Raw genomic sequence first — 15,950 nt, forward strand, 5'->3', positions numbered from 1 at the left:
TCCTCCTTTTCAAAACGGCTTCTATTTAAAAATCTTATCTGTTTCTTTTGTGGCCCTTGAGATCAAATTTTCCAGGAACGTACTGATCTGCTCTCTGAATACAAGCGCCAACACAACAATCACCGCGATAATAATGACAATCTCCACCATGCCGAGCCCATCTTCCTCTTTCCATAGCCGTTTGAAAAATAGCAAGCTTTTGTCCATATCCGCTTCCTTCTTTCTGATTCATTTTCGTTGCTTCATCTCATTACTTCATCATGAGCAGAGCGGGAGCGCCCACGACGGCCAAGATGACCAGGAACATCAGCATCATCGGGAAGACGAGCTTCGTCGACGCCTCCTCCCCCCTCCGGCGGGCCACCGCCTTGCGCTTCTCCCATAGCTGCCGGCCGACATCCTGCATCGCCAGCACGAATGTATCTCCGCCCCGGCGCTGATTGATCAGCACCGTCGTGACGAACATCGATACCTCCTGCAGGGAGCATCGCTTCGCGAACTGCTCCATTGCCTGCGCGAACGAGTACCCGTTATGCACATCCTTCTGCATCCTGGCAAGCTCGGCGTAGAGCGGATGGCTCCATTCCTCCCACTTGCGCTCGATGCAGATGGACAGCGCCTTCTGCACTGTCTCGCCCGCCTGCACGAGCAAGGTCAGCTTGCTGATCAGCTCCGGCAGCTCCAGCTGCAGATCCTGCTTCTTCCGCTCAGCCCGGTTCAGCGTATCCTTCACCTTCGCCAGCGGCAGAATGACGGCAACCAGCAGGCCGCCAACCAGATTCGTCACGCTGCCGTCCGTCAGCGCCGGCAGCAGCAATGACCCGCAGATGCCCGCGTACAGGTACAACGCCAGCTCAGCCAGCAGTACCCGGTACATCGTATGGCTGTGGGCCGGGCCATGAATTTGCATTAACGCTTGGCGAACCGGGGAGAGAGCCGGATTCGTATCGAGAGCAGGCTGAACCTTCTCCAGCCAGCGAAGCGGCGCCGCCAGCCAGCGGACCGTCTTCGTCCGGGGGGTCAAGCCCGCCAGCAGCGTCCCGTAGCGCCGCTGATTGCTATGATTCAGCAGCAGGAACACGAGCAGGAGAACGGCGGAGCCGGAAGCCCATATCCATGACGGCATCATCGGTTCCTCATCACCTCATTTCCAAGAAAAATGATGCAACTGGCGTCAAGGCTACACACGGATATCCATCAGCTTGTGAATCAACCACGCGCCAAGCAGCAGAAGCAGCAGCGCCACCGTGGCGATAACGCGGCCGACACCTTCATACAGCGCTGCCATGAAATCCGGGGAAGCCAGATTAAGAAAGGCCAAAAACAGGAACGGAGCCGCCATCATCACTTTCATCTCCAGCCGCTTCTGGGCGACAAGAACGTCAATCTCCTGCTTAATATCCATCTTCTCGCCAATAACGGAAGACGTTCTGCGCACGACCTCGATTAAATCGCCTCCCGTCCGTTTGCAAGTGACCAGCACGTCGGCGAAATTCGAGATATCCTCCTGCGCCGCCCGGCGGCTCAAATCCATGACCGCCTGCTCGATCGGCTCCCCATTCTCCATCCGCATCGCAATAATTCGCAGCTCCCGCTCCATCTCCACCTCGGTTCCCGGGTAGAGCAGCTTCAGATCGGCTATCGCTTCGCGGAACGCATTCTCCATCGAGCGCCCGGCTGAGAGCGATGAGAATAAGGAATAGAGGGCTTGCTTGAACTGCTGCGCGAGCCGGGCCCGCTTGCGCGCGAGCAGCGTGTGCCGGCGAATGCGGGTATAGCGCAGTCCAGCGGCAGCAAGCAGGAGCATCCCCAGCCAGTGATGATAGAACAAGTACCCGACAGAAGCCATGACAGCGGCTCCGGAACTCAGGGCCGCCACCTTCTCCCTGCGGCTCAAAATATACTCGCTATATTGCGGCAGCCGCTGCTCAGCCGTCTCCGGCTGCTTCCCCATCGGTATGCACCTCCTTGTCCTCCGGCAGCCGCAATCCTGCCATCGCCAGTTTGTGCCTGTCCCGAAGCATATGCTGTACGGTCAGCCGGCCGGCCACTTGGCCTTCATCTGTTCCGGACTCCTCGAACCGGAACAGCGGCGCAAGCAGCACCTCCCCGTCCTGCAAGCCGATCACCTCCGTAATCTCCATCACCTTGCGCGATCCGTCGCGAAGACGGGCCAAATGCACGATAATATCGATGGCTGAGGCTATCTGCCGCCGAACGACCTCGACAGGAAGATTCGCGCCGCTCAGCACCATCGTCTCCAGGCGGCTGATCATATCGGCGGGCCCGTTGCTGTGGCCGGTGGACAAGGAGCCGTCATGTCCTGTGTTCATCGCCTGGAGCATATCCAGCGCCTCCGCCCCCCGGACTTCCCCGACTACGATGCGGTCGGGCCGCATCCGCAGCGAGGCCCGAATCAGATCCCGAATCGTGACGGCGCCCTTTCCCTCCGTATTGGCATTGCGGGTCTCCAGTGACACCAGATTCGGAACGGTGCGAATCTGAAGCTCGGCCGCATCCTCGATCGTAATGACCCGTTCCTGGGAAGGAATGTATTGCGACAATGCATTGAGAAATGTCGTCTTGCCCGAACCGGTCCCCCCGCTGATGAAAATATTGAACTTGGCGGCGACCAGCGTCTGCAGGAGCAAAGCGGCCTGCTCGCTCAGCGCGCCCCAACGGATCAGATCGCCCATCTTCATCGGCTCGGCCGGGAATTTGCGAATCGTAACCGTCGGCCCCTTCAGGGCGATCGGCGGCAGGACCACATGGACCCGCGAGCCGTCCGGCAGCCGGGCATCCACGATCGGGGATGATTCGTTGACGACCCGGTTCACTTGGGACACGACAGCCTGGATGACATCCTCCAGCTTCCCCTCGTTCTCAAAGCCGATCTCCAGCCGTTCGACCCGCCCCTTCCGCTCAATGAAGCACTCTTCATGGCTGTTGATCATAATCTCCGTAATGTCCGGATCGTCTACCAGCGGCTGGAGGGCGTCCAGGCCGCGGAACGAGTAATAGACCCGCTTGACGATCTGGTCCAAGGCTTCCGACGTGAACTGCCCAGCTAGGGGGCTGGAGAACAATGTCTGCTCGATCCGTCCCATGAGCGCTACGTCCGGAATGGGATCCCCCCATTCCAAGCTGTCCCGAACGCGCTGCCGGGTCCAGACATACGCTTCATCCATCGCTTCCTGAACGGAAGGAACAAGCGCGGTATCCTTCATGTGACCTCACTTCCGGACACCAGCCTGTGCAGAAGCTGCCGATCGGCCCACTCCGCCACGGCAGATTGATAGACGGCGGACTGCAGCCACTGATCGATGCGGTGCATCTGTTTCCAACTCGGAATATACGGCAAGTACCCGCTAATCGGCGCATCGCGGTACATCCACCGGTTCGCCATCATGCCCATATAGCGGTTCACGAGCAGCGCAAGTCTGCGAATCCGAGTGCGGACCGCCGCATCGCCAGAGCGTTCCCATTGCCGGAACAGAAGCTCCGTCTTATGCAAATGCGGCAAATCATCCTGCAGCAGCCAGACGATTCGATCCGCCTCTTCCCACAAGGCATCGAATGCGGGTTGGCTGAACCCTCCCTCCGCAATGATGAGGTCGTGCCGGCCGCTCCGGAGAAGAAGCCGGAGCAGCTTCCGCATCAGCGGCCCATCGATGCCCTCCCATTCCTTCATCCAATCGGCCGGGGCGAAGATATCCGCGCCTTCGAGATCCGGAACGCCCAGAAGATACGATTCCAGCGGCAGCGGGTCTCCCGCTTGATCCTTGCGCAGGTAGTACAGAAGCTGCGCCAACGGAGCGATCGCCCCCGGCTCTGGACGAGCATGCAGAAGCGCATACTCCTGGACCGGGTCAACATTCAGCAGCAGGACGCGCTTCCCCTTGGCTGCGGCATAGCGGGCGAGGTGAAGGGCTGCCGTCGTCTTGCCTGCGCCGCCTCCCAGCGAGCTGATGCCGAGCAGCATACAGGAGTGACCCTCCGTTCGGAAGACAGCGCCTTCGTATTCCGCCCTGCAGCGCTCGATCAAGGATTGGAACAGCTGCGGCAGCGGCTGATACGGATTCTCTATCGCGTGGGCAAACGGAAATGCATCAAGCCGCTCCTCCGCTGACAAGACCGTAATCAGAATTCCATCCATCTCCTCTTCGCTCATCTCCTGCAGCACTCCCGGGTCGGCGACGACCATATGGATGCCCGGCTTCAATCCCAGGTAACGGCGCAGCGTGTCCGCCTGAGTGAACACACGGAGGTGAAGCTGTTCCGCATAATCGGACTGCTTCCAATATTCCGTCCATGCATCCAGCATTCGCTTCTGCGGATGGGCGACAACAATATCCCAAGCCTTCATCTTCTTCCCCTCTCCTTCCGGGTACGGATCCGCAAAACGCAAAAAAGCACCGTCATCAAGCAGGACATGCGCTGCATGTCCCATCTGCTTGATGACGGTGCTTCCGTACCAACATTCGTGTGAAGTTATTCCTAACATACCATAATCTTGATGCTGTTGCAACTGGCTATTCCCTGATTTCGGAATAAAAATGAACCCCAGGCGGAGGCCGCTTCATCCACATATAGAGCATGCCCGCTTCCTTGCTCCAAGGATGCGGGCATGGCTGCTGGTGCGAACGGCACCGGCCTGTAATTTAGTATTTGAACTGGGAGAGCGTATCCTTCAGGTTGGTGGATACTTCCTCCAACTGCTGGGACAGCTCGACCAAGCGGTTGGAGATGTTCAACTGCTCGGTGCTGAGCGACGCTACCTCCTCCGAAGTAGCCGAAGCCTCTTCGGCAACGGCGCTTACGTTGCTCATCGCTTCGACGAGAATCGATTGCGCCTCGTTCAGGCGGTCGATCGAACCGGTCACATTGCCAAGATGCTCGATCATGCCGCCCATCTGCTGCTGAACCGTGCCAAAAATGGCATCCGTCTCTTGCACCGCTTCGGCTTGCTTCTGGAATATCGGGAACGCGGCGGACAGCGCTGCTACCGTCTCGGTAATCTCCAACTCAATCCGCTCCGTAATCTGCCCGACGACGTCGATCGATTGGCGTGATTGATCGGCGAGATTCCGAATCTCGTCGGCTACCACCATGAAGCCTTTGCCGGCGGCTCCCGCTCGCGCCGCTTCGATGGTCGCGTTCAAAGACAGAATATTCGTCTGCTTGGTCATGTTATGAATCATTTCCAATACTTTGCGAATCGACTGCGTGCTCTCGCTTAATTGCTTGATCCGCTCTGCCAGCGAGCGCATCATGTCCCCTGTCGATTCCGTTCTTGTCAGGAGCGAGGTCATGTTGGATGCGCCCAATTCGCTGGATTGGGCAACCGCTTGGGCGGATGTATCCATTTGCACATTCGCGTCGATCACATGCTTCATATGAGAAGCCATGTTATGGGTCAAATCATGCCCGCGCTCGGCCTCGACAGCCAGCGAGGTCGCTCCCTTGGCAATCTCTTCGGTCGCCACGGCAATCTCTTTCGCCGATGTCGCGGTCGATCGGGAAGCTTCCGACAGGGAAGTCGCCGTGTCCAATACGGAGCGCGCGCTCGCCTCGGTGCTCTGAACGAGCGACGTAATCTGCTCCATCATCGTATTGAAGCCGGCAGACAACTGCCCGATTTCATCTTTGGTCTTCACGGTGGCCCGAACGGCCAGATTGCCTTGCGCCCCTTCATTCATCAGAGCAAGCAGCCTTACCATTGGCGTCGCTACCCACTGAATGACCAATCCGCCGATAATAATGGCCAGCAGCGCCGCCCCGCCCATGCACAAGAAGGTAACCAGGAGAATCGTAGTGGCGTCCTTGGTCAACTCCGTCACCGGCACGGCTCCGACAAGCGTCCAGCCATTCACTTTGACCTGATCATAGACGAGCATCATCTTGCCGTCCTGATCCGAATAAACGATGGAGCTTCCGCTCAGCTTCTTCTGCCCTTCTTCCTTGACCGGCTGAAGCCAATCGGCAGCAGCCTGAGTCAGCAGCTTGTCGTCCGGCGCATAGATATATTGCCCGTTCGAATTCAAAATTTGAATACTGGATCCGTCACCAATATGAATGTCCCGCAACGAGTTTTTCAGCGTGCGCTGCTTGATTTCCATATAAATAATAAAGTTCGCCTCGCCCGAGTTCAGATCCCGCATCGGTCTCGCAATCCCGAATGTCGGCTCCGCAGCGTCGCTCAACCCGCCCAATTGAGTGCTGACCCATATGGATTGTCCGCTGCTGCTCTTCGCCTCCTGGAACCAGTCGGAATCCCAGACTTTGTCCAGACCGCGGCGAACGCCCATGGCGGCGATAACCAGTTCGGTCTTTTCCTTCGGAATCAAATATATATTCTCGATCTGATCGTTGCTCATGCTATAGGTCTGCAGCGTCTTCGAGATGCTGTCAATCGCCTGGATCATATCATAAGTGCCATCCTTGAGCCCTTTCAGCTTCGCCACCTGGGTCTTCAAGTTCGGATCGAACATAATCTGCATCGTCATATTGTTGAACTGCGTCAGCTGCATGTCCAGCTTCTGGGATGCTTGAATCATCGTCTGGTAGCTGGATTCCGCCGAGCGATCCTCGATCGCATTCTTCGCTACCGAGTAAGAAAACATCCCGACGGCGAAGACGAATATGATAATGCTGATGACGAACACCAGGAACAGCTTCGCCCCGACCGATCGGGTCGGACTTTTGAATACGGAGGAAGAGATCATCTTAACGGTTTGCTTCACTGAATTCACAAAAGCGCTCTCTTTCCGCTGTCCCGATTTTTCTTTGGGCGCTTTTGGCCCTGATGTCCTCTTTTTGTCTTTCTCTTGCTTCTCCTTCAATTGTTTCATCTCCTTGTCACAGTTGCGTTCTGAGCTGCGAATACGGCGATAGCGATATCTCCGTTCGTGGCGATATTCAGATATTCATTCGAGACAAGCTCTGCGACTATGGTGCTTGCGAACCATATCGCAAGCTGCCGGCTCGTCCCTGCCGCAGCTCCGCTGGTTGCCGTCCGGCTGCGCAAAGCATTGTCATGGTAAATGAGGGCACATAATATAAGTATCGGATCGTAGGTCCTATTTCACAATAGGAACAGGGAAAATTTCTCTGAGAATGTAGCACGCCCCTGGAAATCTGCAAAAAAAAAGACCGCATACCTACGAGCTTCCCCGCAGATATCGGTCTATAGTTGCTTTTTTGTTGATATATGCCGTATATCATCTCGTACTATGGCACCTCGGCGTCCCCTTCCCGGTTCCGGTCAGAGCAGCAGCCCTCCCTGGCCGGCTCGGTGAACATGCTGCGCACTGTATCCAGATTTTTTTTGGCTACGAGCACATAAGCGACATCGCCGGCCTGCAAGCGGGTATGCCCCCGGGGGGCCAGCATTTCTTCCCCTCGCACGATGGCGGTAATCAGCGTATCTTCCGGCAGCTCCAGCTGCTGCAGCGTGCAGTTCTCGACACAGGTTCCCGGTTCGATTGACTTTTTGACCATATCCAGATTCGCCTTGCCGACAGAGACCAATTCAAGCCCTTGCGATATTCCCGCAGATGGATCGCCGGCCAACCCCAGCCTTCTCGCCAGAGGCGATATGGTTGCTCCCTGCACCAACGCCGAAGTCAGGACGATAAAGAAGATGACATTGAAGAACAATTGGCCTTGCTCCAGCCCTGCAATCATCGGGTAGGTGGCGAGGACAATGGGCACGGCGCCCTTCAATCCCGCCCAGGCAATAAGCGTCTGCTCGCGCAGCGAGAAGCGCCCGAACAGCAAGCTCACCGCCACCCCTAGCGGACGGGCAATCAGCATCAAAATCAGCGACAGCAGGATGGCCTGCCACATCACTTCAACCAGTTCCCCCGGAAAGACGAGAAGCCCGAGCAAAATGAACATCAAAATCTGCATCATCCAGGCGAAGCCTTCATTGAAGCGGCTGATCGTGAAGCGATATTGCAAATCGGCGTTGCCCAGCACCAGTGCCATGACGTAGACGGCCAGGAACCCGCTGCCATGGAGCATCGCGGCTCCGCTGTACGTGACGAAGGCAAGTCCGATCGACAGCACCGGATACAGCCCGGAGGTGTCCAGATGGATGCGGTTGACGATCTGAATCGCCAGCCAGCCGACGCCCAGCCCGAATACGAGTCCGAACCCCATTTCCCATAGGAACGACAGGAACATAGAAAACAGATTCGCATCCGGCACCTGAATCCATTCAATTAATGACACGGTGAGGAACACCGCCATCGGGTCGTTCGTGCCCGACTCCGCTTCCAATGTCGAGGACAGCTTGCGCTTCACCCGCTGGCTCCCCATGACGGCAAACACGGCCGCCGCGTCGGTGGAGCCGACGATAGCGCCGATGAGCAGCCCTTCCTTCCAGGAAATATCAAGAATATAGGCCGCACACAGGCCGAACACCAAGGCCGTTACGACAACGCCTATCGTAGCGAGCGAGACGGCTGCACCGACAACGGGCCGCATTTGCTTCCAGCTGGTCTGCATCCCGCCTTCGAACAGAATCACAATCAGCGCCAATATTCCGAATAACTGTGCCAGCTTCGTGTTGTCGAAGTAGATGAACCGGTTCATGATCATGCCGACGGCGATGAACAGCACGAGCGAAGGAAGGTTAAAGCGATTCGAAAACTTGGCGCTGACAACCCCAGCCAGCAGCAAAACGCCAAGCAGAAATAGAATCGTATCGGTCGTCCACAATCTAGCTCACCTCCGCTGGCACCCTATTGTCCGACTACAATACTAGGATACCCAATTTGGAGGAATCGCAAATAAGCCGGAGACTGCTTGCGCAGCTCCGGCTCTTCGCCTGTCTTTCATGTATGTCAAATATGGATTTCATGATATGGATACGAATCGGATTATTGCGGATAGCTCTTACGATCGAAGCAGGCGCAATCCGTTCAGGATGACGAGGATTGTACTGCCTTCATGCCCGACGACGCCTAGCGGAAGCGGTATTCCGAACAAGAAGTTGGCAGAGATGAGAGCTACGATTACGGCACCGGCAAAAATAATATTCTGCTTCACGATGGTCTGGGTGCGTCTGCCGAGTGAAATGGCATGTTCGATATTGCCCAGATCATCATTCATCAGCACCAAGTCTGCGGTCTCCAGCGCCGCATCGCTGCCGGCGGCTCCCATCGCAATGCCGACATTGGCCGCGGCAAGCGCGGGCGCATCATTGACGCCATCCCCTACCATCGCTATCGCGCCATACTCCGACTTCAGCTTTTTGACGATCGTCAATTTGTCCTCCGGCATCAATTCGGCAAATACGAGGTCGATTCCGGCCTCGGCCGCAATCGCCTGCGCCGTCCGTTCCTGATCCCCCGTAAGCATCGCCACCTGAATGCCGCTCTGCTTCAATTGACGGACAATGGCCGGCGTCTCCGGACGAATCCGATCCTGGAGCGCGATCAAGCCGACGACGACTCCGTCCCGCTCAACCCCAATGACGGTCTTGCCTTCGCTCTGAAGCTCGGCCGTCCGGGCGAGAACCTCCGCCTCGGTCTTGTTCAAAATATAGGACGGCTTGCCGATGCGCCAGCGCGCACCTTCCATCTCAGCCTCGATTCCAAGTCCCGACCGGGCTTGGAAATCGGTCGGCCGAGCCCAGGCGGCTTCGCTGCCGTCCGGCCGCGCGCGCTCCGCTTCCAGGACGATCGCTTTGGCAATCGGGTGGGTCGACAGCGACTCCAGCGCCGCTGCCGCCTGAAGCAGCTCCGAAGCCTGTAGTCCGCCGCGCGGTTCCAGGTCGGTTACCGTCAATCGGCCCTGCGTCAACGTTCCGGTCTTGTCGAACGCGACCACCTGCACGCGCGAGATGTGATCGAGATAAGCGCCGCCCTTGAACAGCAAGCCTTTGCGGGCGCTATTCGATATAGCCGACAAGGTGGCCGGCATAATGGACGCGACGAGCGCGCAAGGGGAGGCGACGACGAGGAACACCATCGACCGGTAGAAGGCAGCCTCCCACGTCTCGCCGAGAAGAAGCGGCGGGATGAAGATTAGCAGCAGAGTGACCAGAATAATGACCCGCGCATAAATCCGCTCGAACTTCTCAATGAAGCGCTGCGATTTCGGCATCTCGCTCTGCGCTTCCTGGACTAGCCGAATAATTTTGGAAAACAGCGACGATTCGCTGGATTGAGTCACTTCCATATAGAGCGCGCCTTGGCCGTTCACCGTGCCTGCGAATACTTCATCGCCGGGGCCTTTGTCAACCGGCACGCTCTCCCCGGTAATCGAAGCTTGATCGACGGCCGAGCTTCCTTCCTGCACGTGCCCGTCCGCCGGAATGCGCTCTCCCGGCTTGACCAGAACCGTCTCGCCTACTTGCAGCTGCTCCACCGGAACGATAACTTCCTGCCCGTCCCGGAAGACGATGGCTTGCTCCGGCTTCAAATCCATCAGAGCCGAAATGTCGCGCGAGCTTCGGTTCATCGTGAACGTCTCCAGCGCCCCGCTCAAGGCGAAGATGAAGATGAGAATCGCGCCTTCCGACCAGTATCCGATGCTGGCGGCGCCCAAGGCTGCGGCGATCATTAACAGATTGACATCCAGATCCTTATCCCGGATAAGCGTAACCAGCCCATCCTTCAGCTTCAGCCAGCCTCCCATTACATAGGAGAGCGCATAGAACACAATCGCCAACGTCTCCGAGGCATAGCCGGCGATGAACGCCAAGGCGATAAAGCAGGCGCTTCCGGCCGCAGCCAGCGCCTCTCCGTATTTATCCATCCATTCTGTGAATGATTGCTTTCTATTCATTCTTTACACACCCTCTTCATTGATAATGACTATCGTTGTTATTCCCCTTAAAATGCGACATGCTGTTCCCTGATAGGGAACAGCATGGTATTGAGAATGAGATTAGTTTTCACTGGGGCTATTTTTTTTGAAGAGAGTAATTATTTCAATTTTTATTATAGTACTCTTTTGGCAAAATGTGAATCCTAACCATTCAGAAAAAAGCTGTCGCTGATACAATGCGTCCGGTCAGGGTAATAATATCACATAATAAAGGGGGAATCAGGAAGCTGTACGGCATGGCTTGGCAGGGTGAAGTCATTAAGGAAGGGGGATCTGGGATGGGCAAGAGAACGAAATCCTCCGGCAGCGGCTGGCGCCATGAGCGAACGGAGCCAACGCTGGCCGAATCGTATAAATCGATGCCCGTGCCGACGAAAGGATCCTGGTTCCGCAAATTTTTAGCGTTTGTCGGGCCCGGGTATATGGTCGCCGTCGGATATATGGATCCTGGCAACTGGGCGACTGATATTGCGGGAGGCTCTCGCTTCAATTATACGCTGCTGTCCGTCGTGCTGTTCTCCAATCTGATGGCGGTGCTGCTGCAGTCGTTGTCCGCCCGGCTCGGCATCGCGACCGGACGGGATCTGGCCCAAGCTTGCCATGATCATTACAGCAAACCGGTGAATTTCGTCTTGTGGGTATTATGCGAGCTCGCCATAGCCGCCTGTGATCTGGCCGAAATTATCGGCTCCGCGATCGCGCTTAAGCTGCTCTTCGGCCTGCCGCTGTTGATCGGGGTCATCATTACCTCTCTCGATATCTTTATCGTATTGCTGCTGCAGCATAAAGGCTTTCGCTACATCGAATCCATCGTCGTCACTCTATTTCTGATTATTCTGGCCTGTTTCGGCGTCGAGTTGTTCCTGTCCCGGCCGGATATTCGGGAAGTCGCGCAGGGGTTCATTCCAAGCCCGGATATGATCCGGAATCCGGAGATGCTTTATATCGCCCTCGGCATATTGGGAGCGACCGTCATGCCGCATAACCTGTACCTGCATTCCTCGATCGTGCAGACGCGCAACTTCGAAGACTCGCTTGCAGGCAAGAAGCAGGCGATCCGTTTCGCCACGCTCGATTCAACGATCGCCTTGATGCTGGCTATGTTCGTCAACGCCGCGATTCTCATGCTGGCTGCTTCGACATTCTACCGGACTGGACATACCGAGATCGCGGAGATTGAAGATGCGTATCAAATGCTTGCGCCGCTCCTGGGCACGGGGATGGCCAGCATCCTGTTCGCCGTCGCCCTGCTCGCATCCGGCCAGAATTCGACCTTGACGGGCACGCTCGCCGGCCAGATCGTGATGGAGGGCTTCCTGAATGTTCGCTTGAAGCCGTGGGTTAGGCGCCTCATCACCCGGCTGATCGCGATTATTCCCGCGGTAGCGGTCATCGCCATCTATGGGGAAAAGAGCACCGGCGAGCTGCTTATTCTCAGCCAGGTCATCTTGTCGCTGCAATTGTCGTTCGCCGTCTTTCCGTTAATTCGCTTTACCGGAGACCAACGCAAGATGGGCCCCTTCGCCAGTCCGCGCTGGATGCATACGCTCGCCTGGATTGCCGGAACGATCATCGCCATACTTAATCTGTATCTGCTAGTCACTACGTTGGCCTAGAAATAAAGGCCGATTCCCGCCCCGCAAGGGAAGAGTCGGCCTTATAGCAGACGATATCATTATCTTAATGCGAACCACCGGCGCCGGCGGCAGCCGCTCATAATAATCTCGGCCGCGCGCAGCCTCACGTCATCCCGCTCTGAATTCAGCAAGTCATTCAGAACATGAAGCGCTCTCTCCCTTACTTCTTCACCTGACAATCTTCCCGCCGTAAAGGCTCGCCACAAGCGGCTTTGCTCCGCCTCCCGGGCCGCTTCCCACTGTACCTGCTTAATTTGCTTGTACGAACTGAAATAATCCACTTTCTCCTCGTCCTCCTCCTGGTGATTCATATCGACGCTACGGAAATCGAGCCTGCCTTCGTCGCCAGTTGAACTCTGGGACCGTTCGACCCAAGCTGTCCGCGGAAACGGCTGGTTGGGGCATGCCCTTCCGGGAATTGAGGAAGGCGGACCGACACTGATCCAAGCACGGTGGACGCCTCCAGCTCCAGCTCCTGCATGTCGGAAGGAACCAGAAGCCGTACATTCCCTGCCAAATTCTCGATTGTAGCTTGACTCGTTGCCGAAGCCAGCTCGCATTCGACTTCCCCGCTCTTGGCCAGAACGGTCAATGAACCGCGGACACTCTTCGTCGAGATGCTGCCGGATGCCACGTCAATGTGGACGTCGGCGGCGATGGACGCCAGCTCCAGATCGCCGGAGGCCGCCGTAAATTTCCAGGTGGCGCCCTGCCCTTCAACGATATGCATATCGCCGGACAGCAGCTCGGCACGCAGCGCTTGAGCCGCCAACCGGTGCAGTTCAATATCGCCGGACGCCGCTTTCAACGCGAACTCGTCGGCCTGGAGATCAAATATCGTGATATCGCCCGACAGCGTATGCAGATCAGCATTGACGCAAGTGAAATCATGGAGTTCGGCATCGCCCGATTTCATCCTTACCGTTAGATGTCCGCATGAGCTGTCAACAATCGTGAGATCACCCGATTTCAGCTCCGCGTCAAGGCGTTCTGCCCGAAGCTGCCGCACCTCGGCATCGCCGGATCCGCATGCCAGCTCCACGGTTCCCCCGAACGAGGCCGGGATGCTAACATGAAGATCTCCGCTTACCGGAGAGAAGAAGCGCTTCATTCCGCTCCGCCGAAGCTGGACGGTCAGACGGTAGGTATCCCCTTCTCTCATTTCCCGCACATCGAATTGCCCCGCGTCGAATGAATCAAAATGATAAGATATGTCTTCGCCGTCATGAGTATCGAGATGAACATCGACAACATCCGTGTCCAGCCGGATAAGCCGGAGTGGAGAATCGGTTCTGGAGCCGAACGGAGCGGTGAAGGCGCTATGCGCTAAAGCGCTGCGATTCGAAGCGGCATTCGGTACCGCTTCCTCTTCCGCTGCAAGCGGCTCCTGGACGTTCGGAAGCTCCAATCCATATTGGGCCAGTATCTCGCGGGCAATCGCCTGCTCGCTTCCCAGGGAGCGAAATATCTCTTCCTCCGATCTCCCCGCCTCGTGGGCCTCCTGAAAATGTGACTCGAAATCGGACATAATCTCCCGGCGCTCCGCCTCGGGAACCGCTCCCAGCAATTGCTCCAGCCGGGTCAAAAACTGATGTTTACGCTCGCTCACCATTCATAACCTCCTTAATAATCTCATCTACGCCTTGCGAGAACAAAGTCCACTCCTTCACCATATCCCGCATATACGCCTCTCCCGTTTCGGTCAGCTTATAGTACTTGCGGGGCGGGCCTTCCGACGATTCCTTCAAATACGTCGAGCAATGCCCTTCCTGAGTCAACCGGCGCAGCAAAGGATACATCGTGCCTTCCGCGACCTGGAATTTCTCCGAGATCCGGTTCACGAGTTCATATCCGTAGCGATCCTTCTCATAGGTGAGAACGAGGACGCACAATTCCAGCACGCCTTTCTTGAATTGGGTATTCACGCCCTAGCCAACCTCCCCTCAACGTCAATATGATTTCCATCGGTGTTGAGTACATCGTAACATACGCTACTGTATATTGCAAGGTACCTTTTCAAACAAAAATCTTGGTGATGCAAAAAAACGGAAGCCCAGGCTGAATGCCCAGACTTCCGCTGTTATGTTAGTCAGGTTGTTAGAAGGAGGCTGCTTCTGTCCGTTCCCTCCGCCGTTCCAGCCGATCCGCCGCGGCGAAGCCGCCTGCCGCGATGGCCAACACCGCCCCCATCACGAGGAACAGCGCTTTATTGCCCCATTGGCTGTAAATATACGCCCCGATAATGCTGCCCGTCATCGTCGCGCCAATGCTGAGCGCCACCTGCATTACCGCCTGCCCGCTGGCCCGGAACTGATCCGGTATCAGGTCCATCATGTACTCGGCAAGATAGATGAAGAACAGCGCAATGCCGATTCCCTGAACCGCCTGCATGAACAGAATGAGAGGCAGCCAATCGGTAACGTAGATGACGAGCGCCCGAATGCCGAGAATGACGGCAGACCAGGCCAGCATCGTCAACGGGCGGAACTGTCTGCCCGCGCGGCCCAAATACAGGAAGATAATGACTTCCGTAGCTGCCGGCAGCATCCAGCCAAGTCCGATATGGAAGGACGTTCCGTCCAATTCCCGGATGAGGAAGCTGAAATATTGATCATTGAATATTAAGGTCATGTTGTACGTAATGAGTACCGTGATGAATAAGAGGAAACGGCGGGCGAATACGTATTTCCAAAATTGGGACATGTCCGCCGCTTCCGTTCGCGAAGGCGTCCCGCTCTTCTCCGGTGCTTCCCGGTCGTCCGCCTCCGGGCGCCGGGGATCGCGGATCATCAGCAGTACGCCCCCGGTTGCCGCAAGCAGAGCCATCATGATCCATCCCATGGCAGCATGCCCCGGCAGCCGGCCGAGGAGCCAGCCGATGATGAGAGCGGACACCGCAAACCCGGCCGCGCCGAAGCCGCGAATGACCGCATAGGAATCTCCAAGTCTCCGGGAAGCCAGCATCGCCATCCCGTCCGTCAAGGTCATCATAGGCACCCATAGAAATTGGAACAGGAAAATCAACCCCATCACGGTCCAAGGATCCGTGACGTGGAAGACAAAGTACAGTACGGCTATCAAAGCGAGAATCAGCCCCAAAATCAACGGCTTCATCCGCGCGAATTTGTCGCTCACATACCCGAACAGATAGTTGCCAACTACAGCGATAATCGGCATAATCGCGTTCTGCATTCCATACATCGCGTCGGTGTATCCGATATCTCGATAATATAGCGGAAAGAATGAAGAAAATACCGCTCCCGGCGTAAATATCATAAACATGTACAGATACATGCGGCGGATTTGCGACTGGCGCACATTCATGGCATCTTGGATGGTTCGGGTCGTCATCGTCCTGCCGCCTTCGCCGCCGTGAAAATGGAAAGTGATGCAATACAGCATCGATGGAATCGGCTCTCGTAAAGTCTATTCATGATGATAGGATCCCTTCTGCTATTAAATTGGCAACCATCA

The 15,950-nt window shown here is 56.4% G+C and carries 14 protein-coding genes; 2 read left to right on the forward strand and 12 right to left on the reverse strand.

The window, feature by feature from the left end:
• Positions 1-21: 21 nt before the first annotated feature.
• The 6 genes from NNL35_RS27635 to NNL35_RS27660 all read right to left on the reverse strand — a co-directional run bounded on the left by NNL35_RS27635 (position 22) and on the right by NNL35_RS27660 (position 6,851).
• On the reverse strand, positions 22-207 hold the full coding sequence (locus NNL35_RS27635) for a Flp1 family type IVb pilin (protein ID WP_006677668.1): 186 nt from the start codon (positions 205-207) through the stop codon (positions 22-24).
• Positions 208-250: 43 nt separating this feature from the next.
• On the reverse strand, positions 251-1,129 hold the full coding sequence (locus tag NNL35_RS27640; protein WP_238535368.1) for a type II secretion system F family protein: 879 nt from the start codon (positions 1,127-1,129) through the stop codon (positions 251-253).
• Positions 1,130-1,180: 51 nt separating this feature from the next.
• The gene (locus tag NNL35_RS27645; protein WP_006677666.1) at positions 1,181-1,954 is read right to left on the reverse strand and encodes a type II secretion system F family protein; all 774 of its coding nucleotides are present in this window, start codon (positions 1,952-1,954) and stop codon (positions 1,181-1,183) included.
• Positions 1,929-3,227, reverse strand: a complete 1,299-nt coding sequence (locus NNL35_RS27650; RefSeq protein WP_006677665.1) for a TadA family conjugal transfer-associated ATPase — start codon at positions 3,225-3,227, stop codon at positions 1,929-1,931. Before NNL35_RS27650 ends, NNL35_RS27645 begins: the two co-directional genes overlap by 26 nt.
• Positions 3,224-4,450, reverse strand: a complete 1,227-nt coding sequence (locus NNL35_RS27655) for a nucleotide-binding protein (protein ID WP_006677664.1) — start codon at positions 4,448-4,450, stop codon at positions 3,224-3,226. Before NNL35_RS27655 ends, NNL35_RS27650 begins: the two co-directional genes overlap by 4 nt.
• Before the next feature lie 211 nt (positions 4,451-4,661).
• Entirely contained in the window at positions 4,662-6,851 is a 2,190-nt protein-coding gene (locus tag NNL35_RS27660; RefSeq protein ID WP_100226370.1) for a methyl-accepting chemotaxis protein, read from the reverse strand.
• A gap of 57 nt (positions 6,852-6,908) precedes the next feature.
• On the opposite strand from NNL35_RS27660, the gene NNL35_RS30490 reads away from it, so the two are divergent.
• Entirely contained in the window at positions 6,909-7,043 is a 135-nt protein-coding gene (locus tag NNL35_RS30490) for a hypothetical protein (protein WP_276540145.1), read from the forward strand.
• 187 nt (positions 7,044-7,230) lie between these two features.
• On the opposite strand, the gene NNL35_RS27665 is transcribed toward NNL35_RS30490, so the two are convergent.
• Positions 7,231-8,724: a potassium/proton antiporter gene (locus NNL35_RS27665; RefSeq protein WP_006677662.1), complete on the reverse strand. Its 1,494-nt coding sequence runs from the start codon at positions 8,722-8,724 to the stop codon at positions 7,231-7,233.
• 177 nt (positions 8,725-8,901) lie between these two features.
• Complete coding sequence (locus NNL35_RS27670) at positions 8,902-10,797, reverse strand: heavy metal translocating P-type ATPase (protein ID WP_006677661.1); 1,896 nt, start codon at positions 10,795-10,797, stop codon at positions 8,902-8,904.
• Positions 10,798-11,117: 320 nt separating this feature from the next.
• Between NNL35_RS27670 and NNL35_RS27675 the strand changes: the two genes are divergently transcribed.
• On the forward strand, positions 11,118-12,455 hold the full coding sequence (locus tag NNL35_RS27675; RefSeq protein ID WP_040731865.1) for an Nramp family divalent metal transporter: 1,338 nt from the start codon (positions 11,118-11,120) through the stop codon (positions 12,453-12,455).
• A gap of 59 nt (positions 12,456-12,514) precedes the next feature.
• Here the strand turns inward: NNL35_RS27675 and NNL35_RS27680 are convergent, their stop codons facing one another.
• From NNL35_RS27680 to NNL35_RS27695, 4 genes are all read right to left on the reverse strand, one after another.
• Complete coding sequence (locus NNL35_RS27680) at positions 12,515-12,787, reverse strand: hypothetical protein (RefSeq protein WP_006677659.1); 273 nt, start codon at positions 12,785-12,787, stop codon at positions 12,515-12,517.
• On the reverse strand, positions 12,784-14,085 hold the full coding sequence (locus NNL35_RS27685) for a DUF4097 family beta strand repeat-containing protein (protein ID WP_158000456.1): 1,302 nt from the start codon (positions 14,083-14,085) through the stop codon (positions 12,784-12,786). Before NNL35_RS27685 ends, NNL35_RS27680 begins: the two co-directional genes overlap by 4 nt.
• Positions 14,072-14,401, reverse strand: coding sequence for a PadR family transcriptional regulator (locus tag NNL35_RS27690; RefSeq protein ID WP_006677657.1), 330 nt, complete (start codon positions 14,399-14,401; stop codon positions 14,072-14,074). Before NNL35_RS27690 ends, NNL35_RS27685 begins: the two co-directional genes overlap by 14 nt.
• Positions 14,402-14,573: 172 nt before the next feature.
• Positions 14,574-15,827 (reverse strand): MFS transporter, encoded by a 1,254-nt coding sequence (locus NNL35_RS27695; protein WP_238535366.1) that lies wholly within the window; start codon positions 15,825-15,827, stop codon positions 14,574-14,576.
• Positions 15,828-15,950: the final 123 nt, after the last annotated feature.

The organism is Paenibacillus dendritiformis, assembly GCF_945605565.1.
GTDB lineage: Bacteria > Bacillota > Bacilli > Paenibacillales > Paenibacillaceae > Paenibacillus_B > Paenibacillus_B dendritiformis_A.

What these genes read in the sequence shown, in the direction of transcription:
- NNL35_RS27650 (WP_006677665.1), bottom strand. Translation starts at nt 3,227, where the DNA reads ATGAAGGATACCGCGCTTGTTCCTTCCGTTCAGGAAGCGATGGATGAA.
- NNL35_RS27645 (WP_006677666.1), bottom strand. Translation starts at nt 1,954, where the DNA reads ATGGGGAAGCAGCCGGAGACGGCTGAGCAGCGGCTGCCGCAATATAGC.
- NNL35_RS27695 (WP_238535366.1), bottom strand. Translation starts at nt 15,827, where the DNA reads ATGACGACCCGAACCATCCAAGATGCCATGAATGTGCGCCAGTCGCAA.
- NNL35_RS27640 (WP_238535368.1), bottom strand. Translation starts at nt 1,129, where the DNA reads ATGATGCCGTCATGGATATGGGCTTCCGGCTCCGCCGTTCTCCTGCTC.
- NNL35_RS27635 (WP_006677668.1), bottom strand. Translation starts at nt 207, where the DNA reads ATGGACAAAAGCTTGCTATTTTTCAAACGGCTATGGAAAGAGGAAGAT.
- NNL35_RS27675 (WP_040731865.1), top strand. Translation starts at nt 11,118, where the DNA reads ATGGGCAAGAGAACGAAATCCTCCGGCAGCGGCTGGCGCCATGAGCGA.
- NNL35_RS27670 (WP_006677661.1), bottom strand. Translation starts at nt 10,797, where the DNA reads ATGAATAGAAAGCAATCATTCACAGAATGGATGGATAAATACGGAGAG.
- NNL35_RS27660 (WP_100226370.1), bottom strand. Translation starts at nt 6,851, where the DNA reads ATGAAACAATTGAAGGAGAAGCAAGAGAAAGACAAAAAGAGGACATCA.
- NNL35_RS27655 (WP_006677664.1), bottom strand. Translation starts at nt 4,450, where the DNA reads ATGGGACATGCAGCGCATGTCCTGCTTGATGACGGTGCTTTTTTGCGT.
- NNL35_RS27680 (WP_006677659.1), bottom strand. Translation starts at nt 12,787, where the DNA reads ATGAATCACCAGGAGGAGGACGAGGAGAAAGTGGATTATTTCAGTTCG.